At 47.6% G+C, this 14,639-nt stretch carries 16 protein-coding genes; 3 read left to right on the forward strand and 13 right to left on the reverse strand.

Annotated elements, in window-relative coordinates; all coding sequences use genetic code 11:
* Positions 1 to 31: 31 nt before the first annotated feature.
* The 3 genes from DXD65_RS01480 to DXD65_RS01490 form a co-directional block, all read right to left on the reverse strand.
* Positions 32 to 595 carry a nitroreductase family protein gene (locus DXD65_RS01480; RefSeq protein ID WP_117887329.1) on the reverse strand — a complete coding sequence of 188 codons (564 nt, stop codon included), beginning with the start codon at positions 593 to 595 and terminating at the stop codon, positions 32 to 34.
* 60 nt (positions 596 to 655) lie between these two features.
* Positions 656 to 1,780 carry an HpaII family restriction endonuclease gene (locus DXD65_RS01485; RefSeq protein ID WP_117866116.1) on the reverse strand — a complete coding sequence of 375 codons (1,125 nt, stop codon included), beginning with the start codon at positions 1,778 to 1,780 and terminating at the stop codon, positions 656 to 658.
* Positions 1,781 to 1,937: 157 nt separating this feature from the next.
* A complete protein-coding gene (locus DXD65_RS01490) occupies positions 1,938 to 2,534 on the reverse strand; it encodes an IMPACT family protein (protein ID WP_035457915.1) in 597 nt (198 codons plus the stop codon).
* A gap of 131 nt (positions 2,535 to 2,665) precedes the next feature.
* Between DXD65_RS01490 and DXD65_RS01495 the strand changes: the two genes are divergently transcribed.
* Positions 2,666 to 3,817: a glycerate kinase gene (locus DXD65_RS01495; protein ID WP_087332576.1), complete on the forward strand. Its 1,152-nt coding sequence runs from the start codon at positions 2,666 to 2,668 to the stop codon at positions 3,815 to 3,817.
* Here the strand turns inward: DXD65_RS01495 and DXD65_RS01500 are convergent.
* From DXD65_RS01500 to DXD65_RS01520, 5 genes are all read right to left on the reverse strand, one after another.
* On the reverse strand, positions 3,814 to 5,154 hold the full coding sequence (locus tag DXD65_RS01500; RefSeq protein WP_117887300.1) for an MATE family efflux transporter: 1,341 nt from the start codon (positions 5,152 to 5,154) through the stop codon (positions 3,814 to 3,816). The two genes, DXD65_RS01495 and DXD65_RS01500, sit on opposite strands and share 4 nt — an antisense overlap.
* Positions 5,155 to 5,263: 109 nt before the next feature.
* Complete coding sequence (locus tag DXD65_RS01505; protein WP_005828120.1) at positions 5,264 to 5,446, reverse strand: hypothetical protein; 183 nt, start codon at positions 5,444 to 5,446, stop codon at positions 5,264 to 5,266.
* Between the two features lie 64 nt (positions 5,447 to 5,510).
* Positions 5,511 to 5,912, reverse strand: coding sequence for an FKBP-type peptidyl-prolyl cis-trans isomerase (locus DXD65_RS01510; protein ID WP_008663162.1), 402 nt, complete (start codon positions 5,910 to 5,912; stop codon positions 5,511 to 5,513).
* An 18-nt stretch (positions 5,913 to 5,930) separates the two neighbouring features.
* Positions 5,931 to 6,506, reverse strand: a complete 576-nt coding sequence (locus DXD65_RS01515; protein WP_005828115.1) for a flavodoxin family protein — start codon at positions 6,504 to 6,506, stop codon at positions 5,931 to 5,933.
* 50 nt (positions 6,507 to 6,556) lie between these two features.
* Positions 6,557 to 6,952 carry a DUF6249 domain-containing protein gene (locus DXD65_RS01520; protein ID WP_016273511.1) on the reverse strand — a complete coding sequence of 132 codons (396 nt, stop codon included), beginning with the start codon at positions 6,950 to 6,952 and terminating at the stop codon, positions 6,557 to 6,559.
* A gap of 143 nt (positions 6,953 to 7,095) precedes the next feature.
* On the opposite strand from DXD65_RS01520, the gene DXD65_RS01525 reads away from it, so the two are divergent.
* Both DXD65_RS01525 and DXD65_RS01530 read left to right on the forward strand, forming a co-directional pair.
* Complete coding sequence (locus tag DXD65_RS01525; protein WP_035448201.1) at positions 7,096 to 7,644, forward strand: RNA polymerase sigma factor; 549 nt, start codon at positions 7,096 to 7,098, stop codon at positions 7,642 to 7,644.
* Positions 7,641 to 8,012, forward strand: a complete 372-nt coding sequence (locus tag DXD65_RS01530) for a hypothetical protein (protein WP_117887301.1) — start codon at positions 7,641 to 7,643, stop codon at positions 8,010 to 8,012. Before DXD65_RS01525 ends, DXD65_RS01530 begins: the two co-directional genes overlap by 4 nt.
* A gap of 76 nt (positions 8,013 to 8,088) precedes the next feature.
* On the opposite strand, the gene DXD65_RS01535 is transcribed toward DXD65_RS01530, so the two are convergent.
* The 5 genes from DXD65_RS01535 to DXD65_RS01555 all read right to left on the reverse strand — a co-directional run bounded on the left by DXD65_RS01535 (position 8,089) and on the right by DXD65_RS01555 (position 14,587).
* Entirely contained in the window at positions 8,089 to 9,336 is a 1,248-nt protein-coding gene (locus DXD65_RS01535; protein ID WP_117887302.1) for a DUF1015 domain-containing protein, read from the reverse strand.
* A gap of 103 nt (positions 9,337 to 9,439) precedes the next feature.
* Positions 9,440 to 10,360: an NAD(P)-dependent oxidoreductase gene (locus DXD65_RS01540; RefSeq protein ID WP_005828107.1), complete on the reverse strand. Its 921-nt coding sequence runs from the start codon at positions 10,358 to 10,360 to the stop codon at positions 9,440 to 9,442.
* Positions 10,361 to 10,470: 110 nt separating this feature from the next.
* Entirely contained in the window at positions 10,471 to 11,538 is a 1,068-nt protein-coding gene (serC, locus tag DXD65_RS01545) for a 3-phosphoserine/phosphohydroxythreonine transaminase (RefSeq protein WP_005828105.1), read from the reverse strand.
* 274 nt (positions 11,539 to 11,812) lie between these two features.
* The gene (locus tag DXD65_RS01550) at positions 11,813 to 13,150 is read right to left on the reverse strand and encodes a DEAD/DEAH box helicase (protein WP_057256072.1); all 1,338 of its coding nucleotides are present in this window, start codon (positions 13,148 to 13,150) and stop codon (positions 11,813 to 11,815) included.
* Between the two features lie 147 nt (positions 13,151 to 13,297).
* Positions 13,298 to 14,587 (reverse strand): DNA/RNA non-specific endonuclease, encoded by a 1,290-nt coding sequence (locus tag DXD65_RS01555; protein WP_005828102.1) that lies wholly within the window; start codon positions 14,585 to 14,587, stop codon positions 13,298 to 13,300.
* Positions 14,588 to 14,639: the final 52 nt, after the last annotated feature.

Raw genomic sequence — 14,639 nt, forward strand, 5'->3', positions numbered from 1 at the left:
TGACCGCCACCTCTCCTGCGGGTATCTCTGTTTAGCGGATGATGGTCACCGTACCTTCCTTCACCTTTTTCTCCTTCACCGGAGCATCGGCGGGAGCATATCCCAGGGCTGCGCAGCCATATACCTTATGGCTCTCGGGTACACCCAGCTTTGTCAAGAAAGCGCGGACATCGGGGTCGTCGCAGGTCTGCCCCAACTGGTTAATCCAGCAGGAACCGATGCCGAGGGACTTGGCGGCAAGGAAAATGTTCTCCAAGGCGCAGGCACAATCCATACCGGCCCACCACTTGTCCGGCTCATTGGAGACAATGACCAACGTGGGGGCATGATAGTAGCAACAATAAGTCTGGCTGTGTCCACGCTCCCGTGTATGGAGGTCGTCATTCTTGGCAAAGGCACCTTTGATTTTATCGTTCAGCTCTTCCAGCACCTCCTTATTCTGGATGGCGGTAAAGTGCCACGTCTCCAAATGCATACCACTGGGAGCATAGGTAGCCGCCTCAAGGATAAGGTTCAAATCTTCTGCGGAAACTTGCTGTTCCGTATAGGCACGGACGCTGCGGCGTGCCTTGATGGTTTGTAATGTCTCGTTCATTTGTTTATTTGAGAATTGATAGTTGATAATGCACATCAGTACGTGTTCAGTGGGGCTGTTTCACCGTTTCACCAGCCCAATCTTTACATTCAGCTTGAAGTACCAGACGCCGTTCTCGCGCTCCAAGAAGCCGTATTTATCTTTCTCTACGGCACCTTTCTCCAAACGCGTATTCTGATAGAGGAAATCTGCAAAGACCTGCGGACGGGATTTGTGGTAGCAAAGTACCTGCCCGCTGCCGTCCGTCAGGAAGATGCCTTCGACGGCAGAGTCCGTACCGTTATAAATTTTGGCAGGGCGCATGCCGAGGGCAAGTGCCAGCAGGAACTGCTTCATCTTGAACTCGTAGAAGCGGTGCTTGTTTATCAACTCGTCCTTTATCTTCAACGGATTCATCTCCTTGATGCGCTCCGTCAATTCGCTGATGCGGGTGATGCCGTCCAAGTGCATCAAGCGTACCATCTCGGCAAGCATACGGGGGAAGTGGAGGTCTATCATCAGCAAGTTGCAGCGGAACACGCGGTCGGCAACGTCGGCATACTTCAGCACGCCGCCCAGTCGCTCAATCATCATCATGCGTTCTGCCACTTCCGTAGGAGATTCCGGCAGGGCATTCACCTTGTTCACCGTGGGCACGGCAAACTTGACACCGCTTTGCTCCAGCTTCAGATTCGCCGTACGCCCTCCGTCCAGCAACGGATTCATCGGGGCGAGACGACAACGGACATTGAAGCCCGTTAGCGGAGCTTCGGGATACCAGAAAGCTACGGAGAAATCGGTACGGTCCTCCGTCTTTGCTTCCAGGTCGAAGATATTGACTGCATCCAGAAAGGCTTCCAAGCCTTCAGTCACTTCCACTTCCTCGCCCGAAACGTTCTTCAGCAGATGCAGAACCAACTCTGCCGCATCACTAAAGTCTTCGCGGGGGAAACGCAGTTCCTCCTTCTCGCCCGGAACAAACGAACCGTCCTTCCCGGTAGTTCCGCTGACAACGCGTACTTCCTGCGCTTCGATATAGTAACGGCGCGTACCGTCATGCTCTTCCCTCTGTATCAAGGCAACGGGCCAGCGCAGGGTTTCGTCTTTTTCAGCTTTCGGTGTGCCCGGTGACACAGCGCCATCCGCCAGCAGGCGAAAGAAAGTGTAGAGCTCGCCCAGTTCTCTTTTTGTTGCACTAAATGCCATAAATTTTCTTTTGTTTAAAGGAGGGAGTCAGCCTTTCATAAGGAGTGATGCCGTTTCCGCAAAGAAAACAGTCTGTTCCTCATAGGAAAACAACTTGTTCCGTTAAAGGAAACGAACAACTTCCCTATTAAAAGGGGCTCTTATCCCATTTGTTGTATTATTCAAACCTTAATGTTTCTACTTTCTCCAACCGTGCCCGCAACTTCGGCATCATGGACTGACGAATGCGGAGCGTCATACGGCAGTCCATATCATACGACTGTTCCTGAATTTCCGGCTCCTCCTCCTTCACCACCCGCATCACATCGTTCATGAAGGGGTATTCGAAGAGGAAAGTCACCGCCTCATCTACCGTCTTTTCAATGATGGTGGCAGCGGCAATGGCTTCGGCAGCGGCAGCCTTATAGGCTACAATCAGTCCGCTCGTACCCAACTTGATACCGCCGAAGTAGCGCACTACGATGACGAGAATATCCGTCAGTTCGTTGGAATTGATTTGTCCCAGAATCGGCTTGCCTGCCGTACCCGATGGTTCGCCGTTGTCGTTGGCACGGAAGTCCTTCCGCTCATGGCCCAACATGTAGGCATAGCACACGTGGCGGGCGTCGTAGTATTTCTTCTGGTAAGTTTCCAGATGCGCCTTCACCTCCTCTACTGTACGCACCGGCAGGGCAATAGCAATGAACTTGCTGCGCTTTTCAGTGTAAATGCCCTCGGAAGGGGCAACGATGGTTTTATACGTATCTTCGCTCATGCTGCAAAGATAATGCAAACCGAAGAGAGAACTTTCATGCTTGCATGAAAAAGAAATGAAATTTTGTATATACCTTTGTAATTGTACAACTTGTCATCCGAAGCATGACGAAATTATAAAAGACCGCATTTATGAAAAAGATAGTGATTGCCCTTGATTCCTTTAAAGGATGTCTCACCTCGGCAGAAGCCGGAGAAGCTGCCGCCCAAGGGGTACATGCCGCATGTCCCGAATGCCGGACCATCGTGCTCCCCGTGGCCGACGGTGGAGAAGGCATGCTCGACGTCCTGCTTGCAGCCAGTAACGGAAAACGTATCACCGTCCGTGCCCACGACCCGTTGATGCAACCGTGCGATGCCAGTTACGGTATCTCCGGAGACGGCAATACCGCATTCGTAGAAATGGCTGCCATCAGCGGACTGCCACTGGTTCCTGCCGACAAAAGGAATCCGATGAAAACCACCACCTTCGGAACGGGTGAACTGATACGCGATGCCTTGGAACGGGGATGCCTCCGTTTCGTCATCGGACTTGGAGGGAGCGCCACGAACGATGCCGGTCTGGGAATGCTGCAAGCATTGGGATTCCGTTTCTTCGATAAAGAAGGACACGAAGTGGGAAGCATGGAAAAAGGCATCGCCCTATGCGGTGCCCTTCTATCGGAAATCAGCTCCATAGACAGCTCTTCTGCCCATCCCGCACTGAAAAAGGCATGTTTCACGGCGGCGTGTGATGTACGCAATCCTTTCTTCGGTCCCAATGGAGCAGCCCACGTATTCGCTCCCCAAAAAGGAGCAGACGCAGATATGGTAAAGGAACTGGATGTTGCTATGCAGCATCTTTCAGACGTCATATTCCACACTACCGGCAAAGACGTATCCTTGCATCCCGGTGCCGGTGCGGCAGGCGGCATGGGCGGCAGTCTCCACGCATTTTTGGATGCACAGTTGAAACCCGGCATAGAGCTTTTTTTGGAAACTCTGGACTTTGCAGAAAAGATTAAGGATGCCGACCTCATCATCACTGGAGAAGGGAAATCGGACCGGCAGACTCTTATGGGGAAAGTGCCTTCGGGCATCTTGCAGGAAGCAAGAAGGCAACATATTCCCGTCATCCTGCTGGCAGGAGCGATAGAGGATGCCGGGATACTGAATGCAGCCGGATTCCGGGGCGTATTCTCCATTACCCCCTCTCCCGTCTCTTTGGAGCAGGCCATGCAGCCTAAATTTGCTCAAGAAAATATCCGAAGGACAGTGGAGCAAATTTGCCGGATTTTCTTTTAACTCCCTCTAACTCCTTTAACATACCGATAGCACCAGATACCGACCACGTCAGCAATCAGCCAGCCGATGGGGATGGACCACCAGATGCCCGTCACCCCAATCTCAGGTATCGAAGCAAGCCAGTAAGAAAGAACTACACGGGTGCCCAGCGACAGCACGGTCAGCACAACAGACATGCCCGGCATACGGATGGCCCGATAGTATCCGTACAGCAAAAACAAGATGCCGATGCCACAGTAGAAAGCACCTTCGATGCGTAGGTACGCCACTCCCACCGCAATAATCTCCGTTTCGTCCGGACGGACAAAGATAAGCATCAACGGTTTGGCAAAGATGAAAACCAATACGGACACAAGGAGCGAAAAAACAACAGCCGTGACAAATGCACTGCGAACACCCCGGTGGATACGGTCGTAACGTCCGGCCCCGAAGTTCTGTGCAATAAAGGTGGAAAAGGCATTCCCAAATTCCTGCACGGGCATATAGGCGAAAGAGTCAATCTTCACAGCTGCCGCAAAAGCTGCCATTACCGCTGTTCCAAAGCTGTTGACAAGTCCCTGTATCATCAGGATTCCCAGATTCATCACCGACTGTTGGACGCAAGTCAGTGTAGAGAAGGAAGCTATTTCCTTCAAGCAAGTACGGTCAAAACACATATCTTCATGATGCCATCGCAGTTCCGGACGCCTTCTGTAAGTATAAATGATGATGCCCAGAGCAGCTACTCCTTGAGCGAGGACAGTGGCCGCAGCCGCACCCTGAATCCCCCAATCCAGTTGTAGGATAAAAAACAAGTCGAGCGCTATATTCAGAACGACAGAAACTGCCAGAAACCAAATCGGAGTGACAGAATCCCCTACTGCACGCAGCAGAGATGCGTAGAAGTTATAGATAAAGGTGAAAACTATACCGCAGAAGATTATCCACAAGTAGCTGCGCATCATGCCGTATATGTCTTGCGGAACCTGCAACAGCCGGAGAATAGGACCGAGCCAGATAAAAACGGCTACATTCAGTATCAGTGTCACGATACCTATCAGTACAAACGAACTGAATATGCTACGACGCAGTGCTACATGGTTTCCGGCACCATAATGTAAAGAGAACACAGTGCCACTGCCCATCGCCAGTCCCAGCAAAACGGATATAAGGAAAACCATCAATGTGTATGCCGAACCGACCGCCGCCAACGCCCCTGCACCAATGCATTGGCCTACAATGAGCGTATCTGCAATGTTGTAGCATTGCTGCAAAAAAGACCCTACCATCATGGGTAGGGTAAAATGTAATAAAGTACCGGTTATGCCTCCTTGAGTGAGGTCTCCTTTCCGTAGCATCCTGCTTTTGTTTTTAAGAGTTTCATTTCCGGGTACAAAGATACAAAACCCTCCAACAAATCATCTGGACTCGACGAAGAAAGAGGCATGTAATAAAAAAAGCAGAGGGTTAACCTCTGCTCTCCATACTGTTTTTGTCAGGATTCAGAATCTTTACGACCTGACGAACATCTCTCTTGTCTGCATTACCGTAAAGGCCAATCTGTTGTCCGGGTACTGTTCCCTTTTCATGTTCTGCCTGGGACAATGCTACTTTCGGGTCAATATGCCCTGCTTTCTTATCTATATTCATACCTATTGAGTTTTTCTAAATTCTTATATGAGAACAAGATAAAAAAGCAAATTGTTCAGCAGTGTCACGAGATATTTAGTAATTCCACTTCAAATATCAGTGTGGAATACGCCGGAATGGGTCCACTGGTACGTGTACCGTATCCCATGGTGTAAGGGATATATACAATCCAACGACTTCCGGGATGCATTCGTAGCAAGGCAATCTGCCAGCCCTCAATCACTTCATTCAGACGAAAAGCCTCCGGACAATTCCGTTTCCACGAATTATCGAACTCACGCCCATTAATAAGCGTGCCTTTATAATGCACAGATACTACACTGTTGAGACGTGGTGTCGGACCGTCTCTGCCTTCCTCCAATACCCGATAAAGTATGCCGCAAGGCAATTCCTTGATTCCTTCTGCCGTACGCAATTGCTCCAGAAACTGTTCGTTCTGCAATTTATATTCTTCTTTTCTACTCATATTGACTTTTTCAATACTTTACAATAATTTGTGCACTGCTTTCTTGCAGTTCCGCATATCCTTTTCCGTCAGCTCAGGATGCTTCTTAGTACCTCCCCTCTCAATGGTTTTCACAATCTTGAAACCACTCCATTTCAGAATCTCCCTGAAAGCTTTCACCACACCGTGCGTCTGATTATAGAGAATATTGAAAGGATAAGGGGTAGTACAAGTGCTTACCACAATCGCTTTCTTGCCCTTATGAAGCGGAAGGGGCATTCCCCAAGAGTTCTCCCCCATCATACCGTAAACCATACGGTCGAAAAGCACTTTCACTTCTCCCGGCATGTTTCCCCAATAGCAAGGGGCACCGATTATCACTGCATCGGCTTCTTTCATAGACTGCAACACTCTCTGTGCCCCATCCTCGGGCAGACAACACTTCAATGAACTGCGACACTTCATGCAACCGATGCAGGGATGTACCTGCAACTGTGGAACGTCTATATAAACTGTTCCAACTCCGCAGCCTTCAAGTTCCTGCTTCATCAGCTCCAACATTTTCGACATGTTGCCATGACGACGAGGACTACCGTTAAGAATCAATACCTTCATTGCATACTCTTAATTTTTCAGCAAAGGTCGGCATTTTCTACATAATAACCTTACTTCTTGTTCAGTTTTAGTTCTGTAATAAAAGCCACTATCAGTCCGATTCCACCAACACCCAGCACACAAGCCCCATAAATAAGGGAAACAGTCTCCCTATACATCCAGTCTCTGTCCGCAGTAAAGTAATTGGGAATCGTCGCATAGCAGATAAGATAACCCAGCAATAACCCAAGTCCCATACCAGCCAACAGACATCCTATTTTCAGGGCAGAGAACGAAAAGCTACTTCCACGTAATTTAGGCGTATCCATCTGAGGGAGTAGTCCTCGCTCGTCCATCTTCTCAATCAGCATGATTCTTTCCTTCTTACAAACAAACAGCTCAAACAATTTGTAAACTCCTAAAGTAATGATTGTCATCACCGCAGGCACCATAATAAAATCCATCATATTCGTTTCAATTTAAATTAGTAATTTCGTTTCTTTGTACCCTTTAGACGCGGCAGTTTACATGAGGTTACACTTTTCCGGAAAAATATTTTTTCTTCCGAAAATCTGTAACCAACCAAACAAACTTGCGTCTAACAGACAAAATGAAAGACGACGAGAGACATATCATCCAGCGCATCTTGAGGGGAGAGACTGCTCTTTACGAGCATTTTCTCAACACATACGGCCAGCAGGTATTCATCCTGGTGGCCCGCATCGTCTCCAACCAGGAAGATGCCGAAGAACTGACCCAGGATGTCTTTCTGAAAGCCTTCCAGCACCTCTCGTCTTTCAAGGGCACCAGTTCTTTTTCGACGTGGATTTATTCGATTGCATATAATACGGCCATCTCGAGTGCACGGAAAAAGAAATTTGATACCTTTGTCATGGATGATACACTGCTTGCCAACATATCCGATACACAAGTAGATGAAGCCTTAAATGATGAAGGGGAAGAGCAAATTGCCAAATTGAACAGAGCCATGGAGCAACTCGATTCCGAGGAACAGGCACTGATAAGCCTGTTCTATTATGAAGAAAAAACATTGAATGAGGTCGCTCTCATCCTGGGACTGACGGAAAGCAACGCAAAAGTGAAGCTACACCGTATACGTAAAAAGATTTATGTGTTGATGAAACAAGAAAAAGTATGAACGAAGAACTAAAAGATAGAGGATTGAAAAAGGCGGTAAGAGAACAGACTACTTTCCGCCTGCCGTCCAATTTTACCTACCGCACCATGCAGAAGGTAGAAGAAGCCATACGTCTGCGCGAGAAGAAATCAGAAAGAAGAATTCTGCTTGCAACTATTGCCGCTGCTATCTTCTTGATAGGTGTCAGTGGGACAGGATTGGTTCTGTACTTCGGAGACAGCATCCAGGAAGCCTTTACGCCCACCACCCTCCCACAGACAGAAAGTATCCAGATACCTTGCTTCTATCTCCTGCTGATTCTGGCAATTCCACTTTTTATCCTATTCGACCGGTGGATGAGAAAACAGTATTTCAGACATCATTCCTAAGGTTCCAAAGTTCTGAACGAAAAACGGGGATGTCTTTTAGTGGAAGACATCCCCGTTTCAGTTTATATCAATTCATTTAGTCCAGTTTATGAATCACCAATCCCGAACGCAATTTCGGCTCAAACCAAGTTGTCTTGGGAGGCATGATGTTGCCCGTATCGGCAATGTCCATCAGTTGCTTCATGGAAACGGGATAGAGGGCCAATGCCACTTTCATCTCACCGCTGTCCACCCGCTTCTTCAACTCTCCCAAGCCACGGATGCCACCTACAAAGTCGATACGCTTGTCGGAACGGAGGTCTTTGATGCCGAGCACTTCATCCAGTATCAGATTGGAGGAGATGGTTACATCCAGTACGCCAATGGGGTCGTTGTCATTGTAAGTACCCGGTTTGGCAGTAAGGCTGTACCACTTTCCGTCCAGATAGAGGGAGAAGTTATGCAGTCCGGACGGCTTATAGATGTCCTCACCTTTCTCCTCCACAATGAAATTCTTGCCCACAGCAGCCAGGAACTCTTCGGGAGTCATACCGTTCAAGTCCTTCACCACCCGGTTATAGTCAATAATAGTCAACTGGTTGGCTGGGAAGCACACGGCCATGAAGTAATTGTACTCTTCATCCCCACGGTGATTGGGGTTTTGCTTGGCTTTCTCCGCGCCCACCAAAGCGGCAGCGGCACTGCGATGATGCCCATCGGCAATGTAGAGGGCAGGCATCTTGGCAAACTCTTGGGTTATGGCATCGATGTCCTCCTGCTTGTCTATAATCCAGAAGGTATGACCGAAACCGTCACCCGGAGCGATAAAGTCGTATACCGGTTTCCCGACTGTATAACGGGAAATGACGGCATCCAGCGCAGCGTTATCGGGATAGGCAAAGAATACGGGCTCAATGTTGGCATTGTTCACGCGGACATGCTTCATACGGTCCTCCTCTTTATCACGACGAGTCAACTCGTGCTTCTTGATAACGCCGTTCATATAATCGGGAACATAGGCACCGACAACAAGACCGTACTGTGTCTTGCCGTTCATGGTCTGGGCATAGACGTAATAGTTTTCTTTATCGTCCTGCACCAGCCAGCCTTTCTCCTGGAACATACGGAAGTTCTCTGCAGCTTTCTGATAAACACGTTCGTCATGCTCATCCGTACCGACGGGAAAATCTATTTCCGGCTTGATAATATGATATAGGGATTTTTCATTACCTTCCGCTTCTATGCGGGCTTCCTCTGAATTGAGTACATCATACGGGCGGGAAGCTACTTGTTCTACTAAGTCTTGGGGAGGACGGACTCCTTTGAAAGGTTTAATGATTGCCATGGTAATTAGATGTTTTAATGGAATACTTAGGCGCAGATTACACGGAACTGTACGGAAAATAAAAACTCCGTGAAATCCGCGTAATCCGCGCCTACTAAAAATATTACTTGTTTACGCGGAACTTCTCGCAACCGTCTTTCAGGAAGCCTACAATCTGCTTGGCAGCGGCAATACCTGCGTTGATATTGGCTTCAGCAGTCTGGGCCCCCATCTTTTTCGGTGTAGAGAAATAACGTCCGGCAAACTTGGCTGCAAATGTTTCATTGGCAGCAGGCATAATGTCGGTCATGTATTTCAAGTCGGTGCGCTCTTCCATCAGCTGGATAAGCTCTGCTTCATTGATGACTTCCTTACGGGCTGTGTTCACCAGCAGTCCGCCCTTCGGCATCTTGTTCACCAATGCATAATTGATGGAATTCTTCGTTTCGGCAGTTGCAGGAATATGCAGGGAAACGACGTCGCAAGTAGAGTAAAGCTCTTCAGCAGAACCCACAGCCTTCACTCCATCCTTCTCGATTACTTCTTTCGGGCAGAAAGCGTCGAACGCATAAATCTCCATACCGAAGCCTTTGGCAATACGGGCTACGTTGCGGCCTACGTTACCATAAGCGTGGATACCCAGCTTCTTGCCCATCAGTTCAGTACCGGAAGTACCGTTATACATATTACGGACAGCCATCACCATCAAGCCGAAAGCCAACTCGGCCACAGCATTGGAGTTCTGTCCCGGAGTATTCATTACACATACATTGTGGGCAGTAGCTGCTTCCAGGTCCACATTATCATAACCGGCACCGGCACGCACCACAATCTTCAGTTCCTTGGCGGCATCCAGCACTTCAGCATCAATGATGTCACTGCGGATAATGATAGCGTTGGCATCTTTCACAGCCTCCAACAGCTTGGCTTTTTCACCATATTTTTCCAGCAGCACGAGTTCGTAACCTGCTGCTTCTATTTCTTTACGGATACCGTCTACTGCCACTTTGGCAAACGGTTTGTCTGTTGCAACTAATACTTTCATAATTTCATGATATTAAAAAGACTCACCACAGATGACACAGATTATCACAGAGTTTAATCATAAAAACAATCTGTGCAAATCTGCGTAATCTGTGGTGAAAAACAATATTATTAATGAAGTTTCTCAAATTCCTGCATGCAGTCAATCAAAGCCTGCACGCTTTCCTTCGGCATGGCATTATAGCAGGATGCACGGAATCCACCTACAGAACGGTGTCCCTTGATACCTACCATACCTCTTTCGGTAGCGAACTTCAGGAAGTCAGCTTCCAATTCCTTGTATTCGGGAGCCATCACAAAGCAGATGTTCATGCGTGAACGGTCTTCTTTGGCAGCCGTACCCACAAACATTTTGTTACGGTCAATTTCAGCATACAGCATATCGGCCTTTTCGATGGCACGGCGTTCCATTTCCTTCACGCCACCCTCTGCCTTAATCCAGCGCAATGTCTGCAGGGCTGCATAGATGGGGACAACGGGAGGAGTATTGAACATAGAGCCGCTATCCACATGCGTCTGATAGTTCAGCATGGTCGGGATATAGCGGGATACCTTACCCAGCGCGTCATTCTTCACGATGACGAATGTAACACCGGAAGGAGCCAGATTCTTCTGCGCACCACCATAGATACAGATATATTTGGATACGTCGATAGGACGGGAGAAAATATCAGAAGACATATCGGCCACCATCGGAACGTTTACGTCCAAATCCTCTTTCAGTTCCGTACCGTAGATTGTATTGTTGGTAGTGATGTGGAAATAGTCTGCATCAGCAGGCACTGTATAGTCCTTCGGAATATAAGTATAAGTAGATTCAGCGGAAGAAGCGACTTCAACTACTTCACCGAATGCCTTAGCTTCTTTCATGGCTTTTTTGGCCCATACACCCGTATTCAGGTAAGCAGCTTTCTTTTCAAGGAAGTTGAAGGGTACCATGCAGAATTCCAAACTGGCACCACCGCCCAAGAACAGTACCGAATATCCTTCGGGGATATTGAGCAATTCTTTGAATAATGCCACAGCTTCGTCCACAACGGGTTGGAAGTCTTTGGCACGGTGGCTGATTTCCATCAGTGAGAGGCCTGAGCCATTGAAATCAAGAATAGCCTGTGCCGTATTCTCAATCACCTCACGAGGAAGGATAGAAGGTCCTGCATTGAAATTATGCTTTTTCATTTGAAGTTTGTTTTGGTTATACAATTTCGTTCATTAATGTCTTTCGACTTTGCGAAATTACGGAAATATTTCTTCAAAACAAACCTTTCCTGATGAAATTCTATTTTTAAGCCGCATTTAGCTTACTTTTTAATGGTTTATACAAGATATATGCACCATTTTGTTATCTTTACTTATCAAGGATAATACTTTTAGAGAAACTAAAAGCAAGGCGGTTTCATTACTTCATATTCAAAAGAATAAGCGCAAATAAAATGAATATTTATAAGATAAATCACTTTGCTTCCTCGATAACAGTTTTCATTCCCTTGATTTTTTCACCGCGTACCAGCGTCAACAATTGTTTCATTTTACTGCGGCGCACGGCTACAAAGGCATAGTGTTCCTTTACATCCACCTGCCCGACATCTTCACGCGCCATTCCTCCTTTTTTATACAAGAAGCCGACAATATCTATCTTGTTCAACTTATCCTTTTTCCCTTTACCTATATATAAGGTAGCCCATCGGGGCTTGGCCGGTTTGGGAAGCGTCTCCGGAAACTCGTACGTTTCGATGTCTTCAGAAATGTACTCGGGTACCCGCTCCTCGACATGCAGAACAAGATATGCATTTCCCGATGCCTCCCAGCGGGCAGTACGTCCATTACGGTGTGTATAGGCTTCCTCGTTTACGGGAGGATGGTAATGCACCACATTCTCAATACCCGGAATATCCAGTCCGCGGGCGGCAAGGTCTGTAGATATCAGTACGGCGCAACTGCCATTGCGGAACTTGTAAAGCGCACGTTCGCGGTCGGGCTGCTCCATACCGCCATGGAACATGTCGCAAGGGAACTTCCTGGCTTGCAGGTACCCGGCAACACGCTCCACGCTTTCACGATAATTGCAGAATACCAAAGTGGAATGATAGCCGAGGGTACAAAGCAGGTTATAGAGGGTTTCCAGTTTGTCCTTCTCCGGAGAAACGACCTTATGCAGCCGCAGACGCGGAGCAAGGGCTTCCGGAGCAAGAAAATCAAGCTTCATGAGCCGGGAGCCGGAAGACGGGGAATCACCTCCTACTCCGGCAAATTGCGGTATTTCCTCTGCATCGGTGGCCGAGAGAAGCACACGCTTTTTCAGTGAGGGAAGCTGCCCGATAACCTCTGCCATCTCGTCATGGAAACCGAACTCAAGACACTTGTCGAATTCATCTATCACCAGAGTGACGACAGTGGCGGCATTGAAATTCTCTTTCCTCAAATGGTCGCTCATACGTCCCGGAGTACCGATAATGACGGCGGGATGAATGCCTTTCATTGTCCGGTGTTCTTCCATAGCAGGGCGTCCGCCATAGCAGCTCATAGCCTTGAAAGGAGTTCCCATAGACTTGAACACAGTTTCTATCTGCAAAGCCAATTCGCGTGAAGGTACTAGTACAAGAGCCTGCACACCTTGTATATCCGCTTTCAAGGTCTGTACCAGCGGAAGGAGAAAAGCCAGTGTCTTACCCGAACCGGTAGGCGAAAGAAGCACTAAATCTTGGGCTGATTGATAGGCTTCCTTAGCAGCCTCCTGCATCGGAGTAAGTTCTTGTATCTTCAAATTATGAAGTATATCCGAAAGTTCCATGAATATCTCTTTTTTTAATCAATATGCAAAGATACGGATAAGAAGTCAGTTTCCATCAAAACGAAAACAGCTTTTAAGAAAGCTACCTAAATCATGACATGCCCGTCATACTAAAAGGGGAGACTCTCCTTATAGTTTCTGAAGCTTTTACCAAGCCCAATCGTCAGCACTATAAGTAGCTTCTACAGTCTTCTCTATCTCATTAGGCAGGTTACAGAAGAAGTCGATACCAGTTTCGTACTCCAAATTTTTAATAGAAACGGCATAAACCATAAATTCATCTTTTCCAGGTTTTTCTGGCAATAATTCAGAATGAGGGACTAAAAAAGCGATAGTATGATAAACCCCTGCCTTCTCGCTCAACAGAGCCATGTAATAATAGCTGGGGCAAATGAGTCCGCCAAGTGTCAGCCCGTCGGCATTGGTGGTGGGATAAAGCCCGTCATTGGCTTTCTTCACACCTGTGAAATTGGTAAGCAAACGGTCAGTAGTACCACCTTTCACGACATAAAGTTTGTCGTATGTGCCATTGATGGTGGAACGTCCCCAAGTCTGCACCTGCTTCTCAAGAGCCGCCCAATACTTTTGATTGAAACTCCCTATCTGTGGCGAGATATTACTGTAGTAGAAGGTCTGCTTATTGGCACTTTTACTGTACACACGGTCTTCGCTGGCACAAAGATGCCCCTTGTCGTACCCATCGCTCTTATGCATGGATTCAGTCACCTCCACGCTGTTGTCAATATTGGGGTCGTCTTGATTCCACTCGTTGGCACGCTTCACGTTGTCTTGCGCAGTAATCGGGTCGAAACTGAATGCCACCCAAGCCGAATGCTTCTTGGAAGCGATGTATTCCAAAGAGAAATTGAGTACCTGCCCGGCACCTTCCTCATCAGACACGCCTGCATAGTATTCAATATATTGATTGGTTGCATTGAGAGCTGGGATTTCAAGATTGTCTGCTTTATTGTTATCAGCAATATTGGCATTTTTCACATCTATATCCTCAGAAGCCACATACTCTATGCCCACTTCATTACCGTGAATATAGGCCACGCGGAGCTTGCCCATCTGATAATGATTGTAGCGGTTGAAACGCACCCAATAGCACGTAGAGGGTTTCACCTCAACGCTTTCGCTGAAAGCATCGGCAGACGGAACAACAGTAAGCCCTTCCAGCGACTCACTATTAACAGGAGCAAATGCGTAATTACGCCCGGTAAAAGCTTTGGACTGGATATAGAAAGGGGTGCCGATAGCCTTGGGCTTATACACGTTGAAACCATTGTCGCTCGACTCATAGCCCTTCATCACGTAAGTATCCGAACCCTGCTCGGTAGGTATTATCTCGGGAATGAGCGAAGCCTCTGAAGAATCATCACATCCAGCCAGCCAAATTCCGACCAGCAAAAGAAATAAGTAAGACAGTTTTTTCATCTATGTTTCTAAATTTGATTTTACGATACTAAGAATGCAAATGTGGTAATGG

The organism is Bacteroides sp. 4_1_36 (assembly GCF_003466325.1).
GTDB lineage: Bacteria > Bacteroidota > Bacteroidia > Bacteroidales > Bacteroidaceae > Bacteroides > Bacteroides uniformis.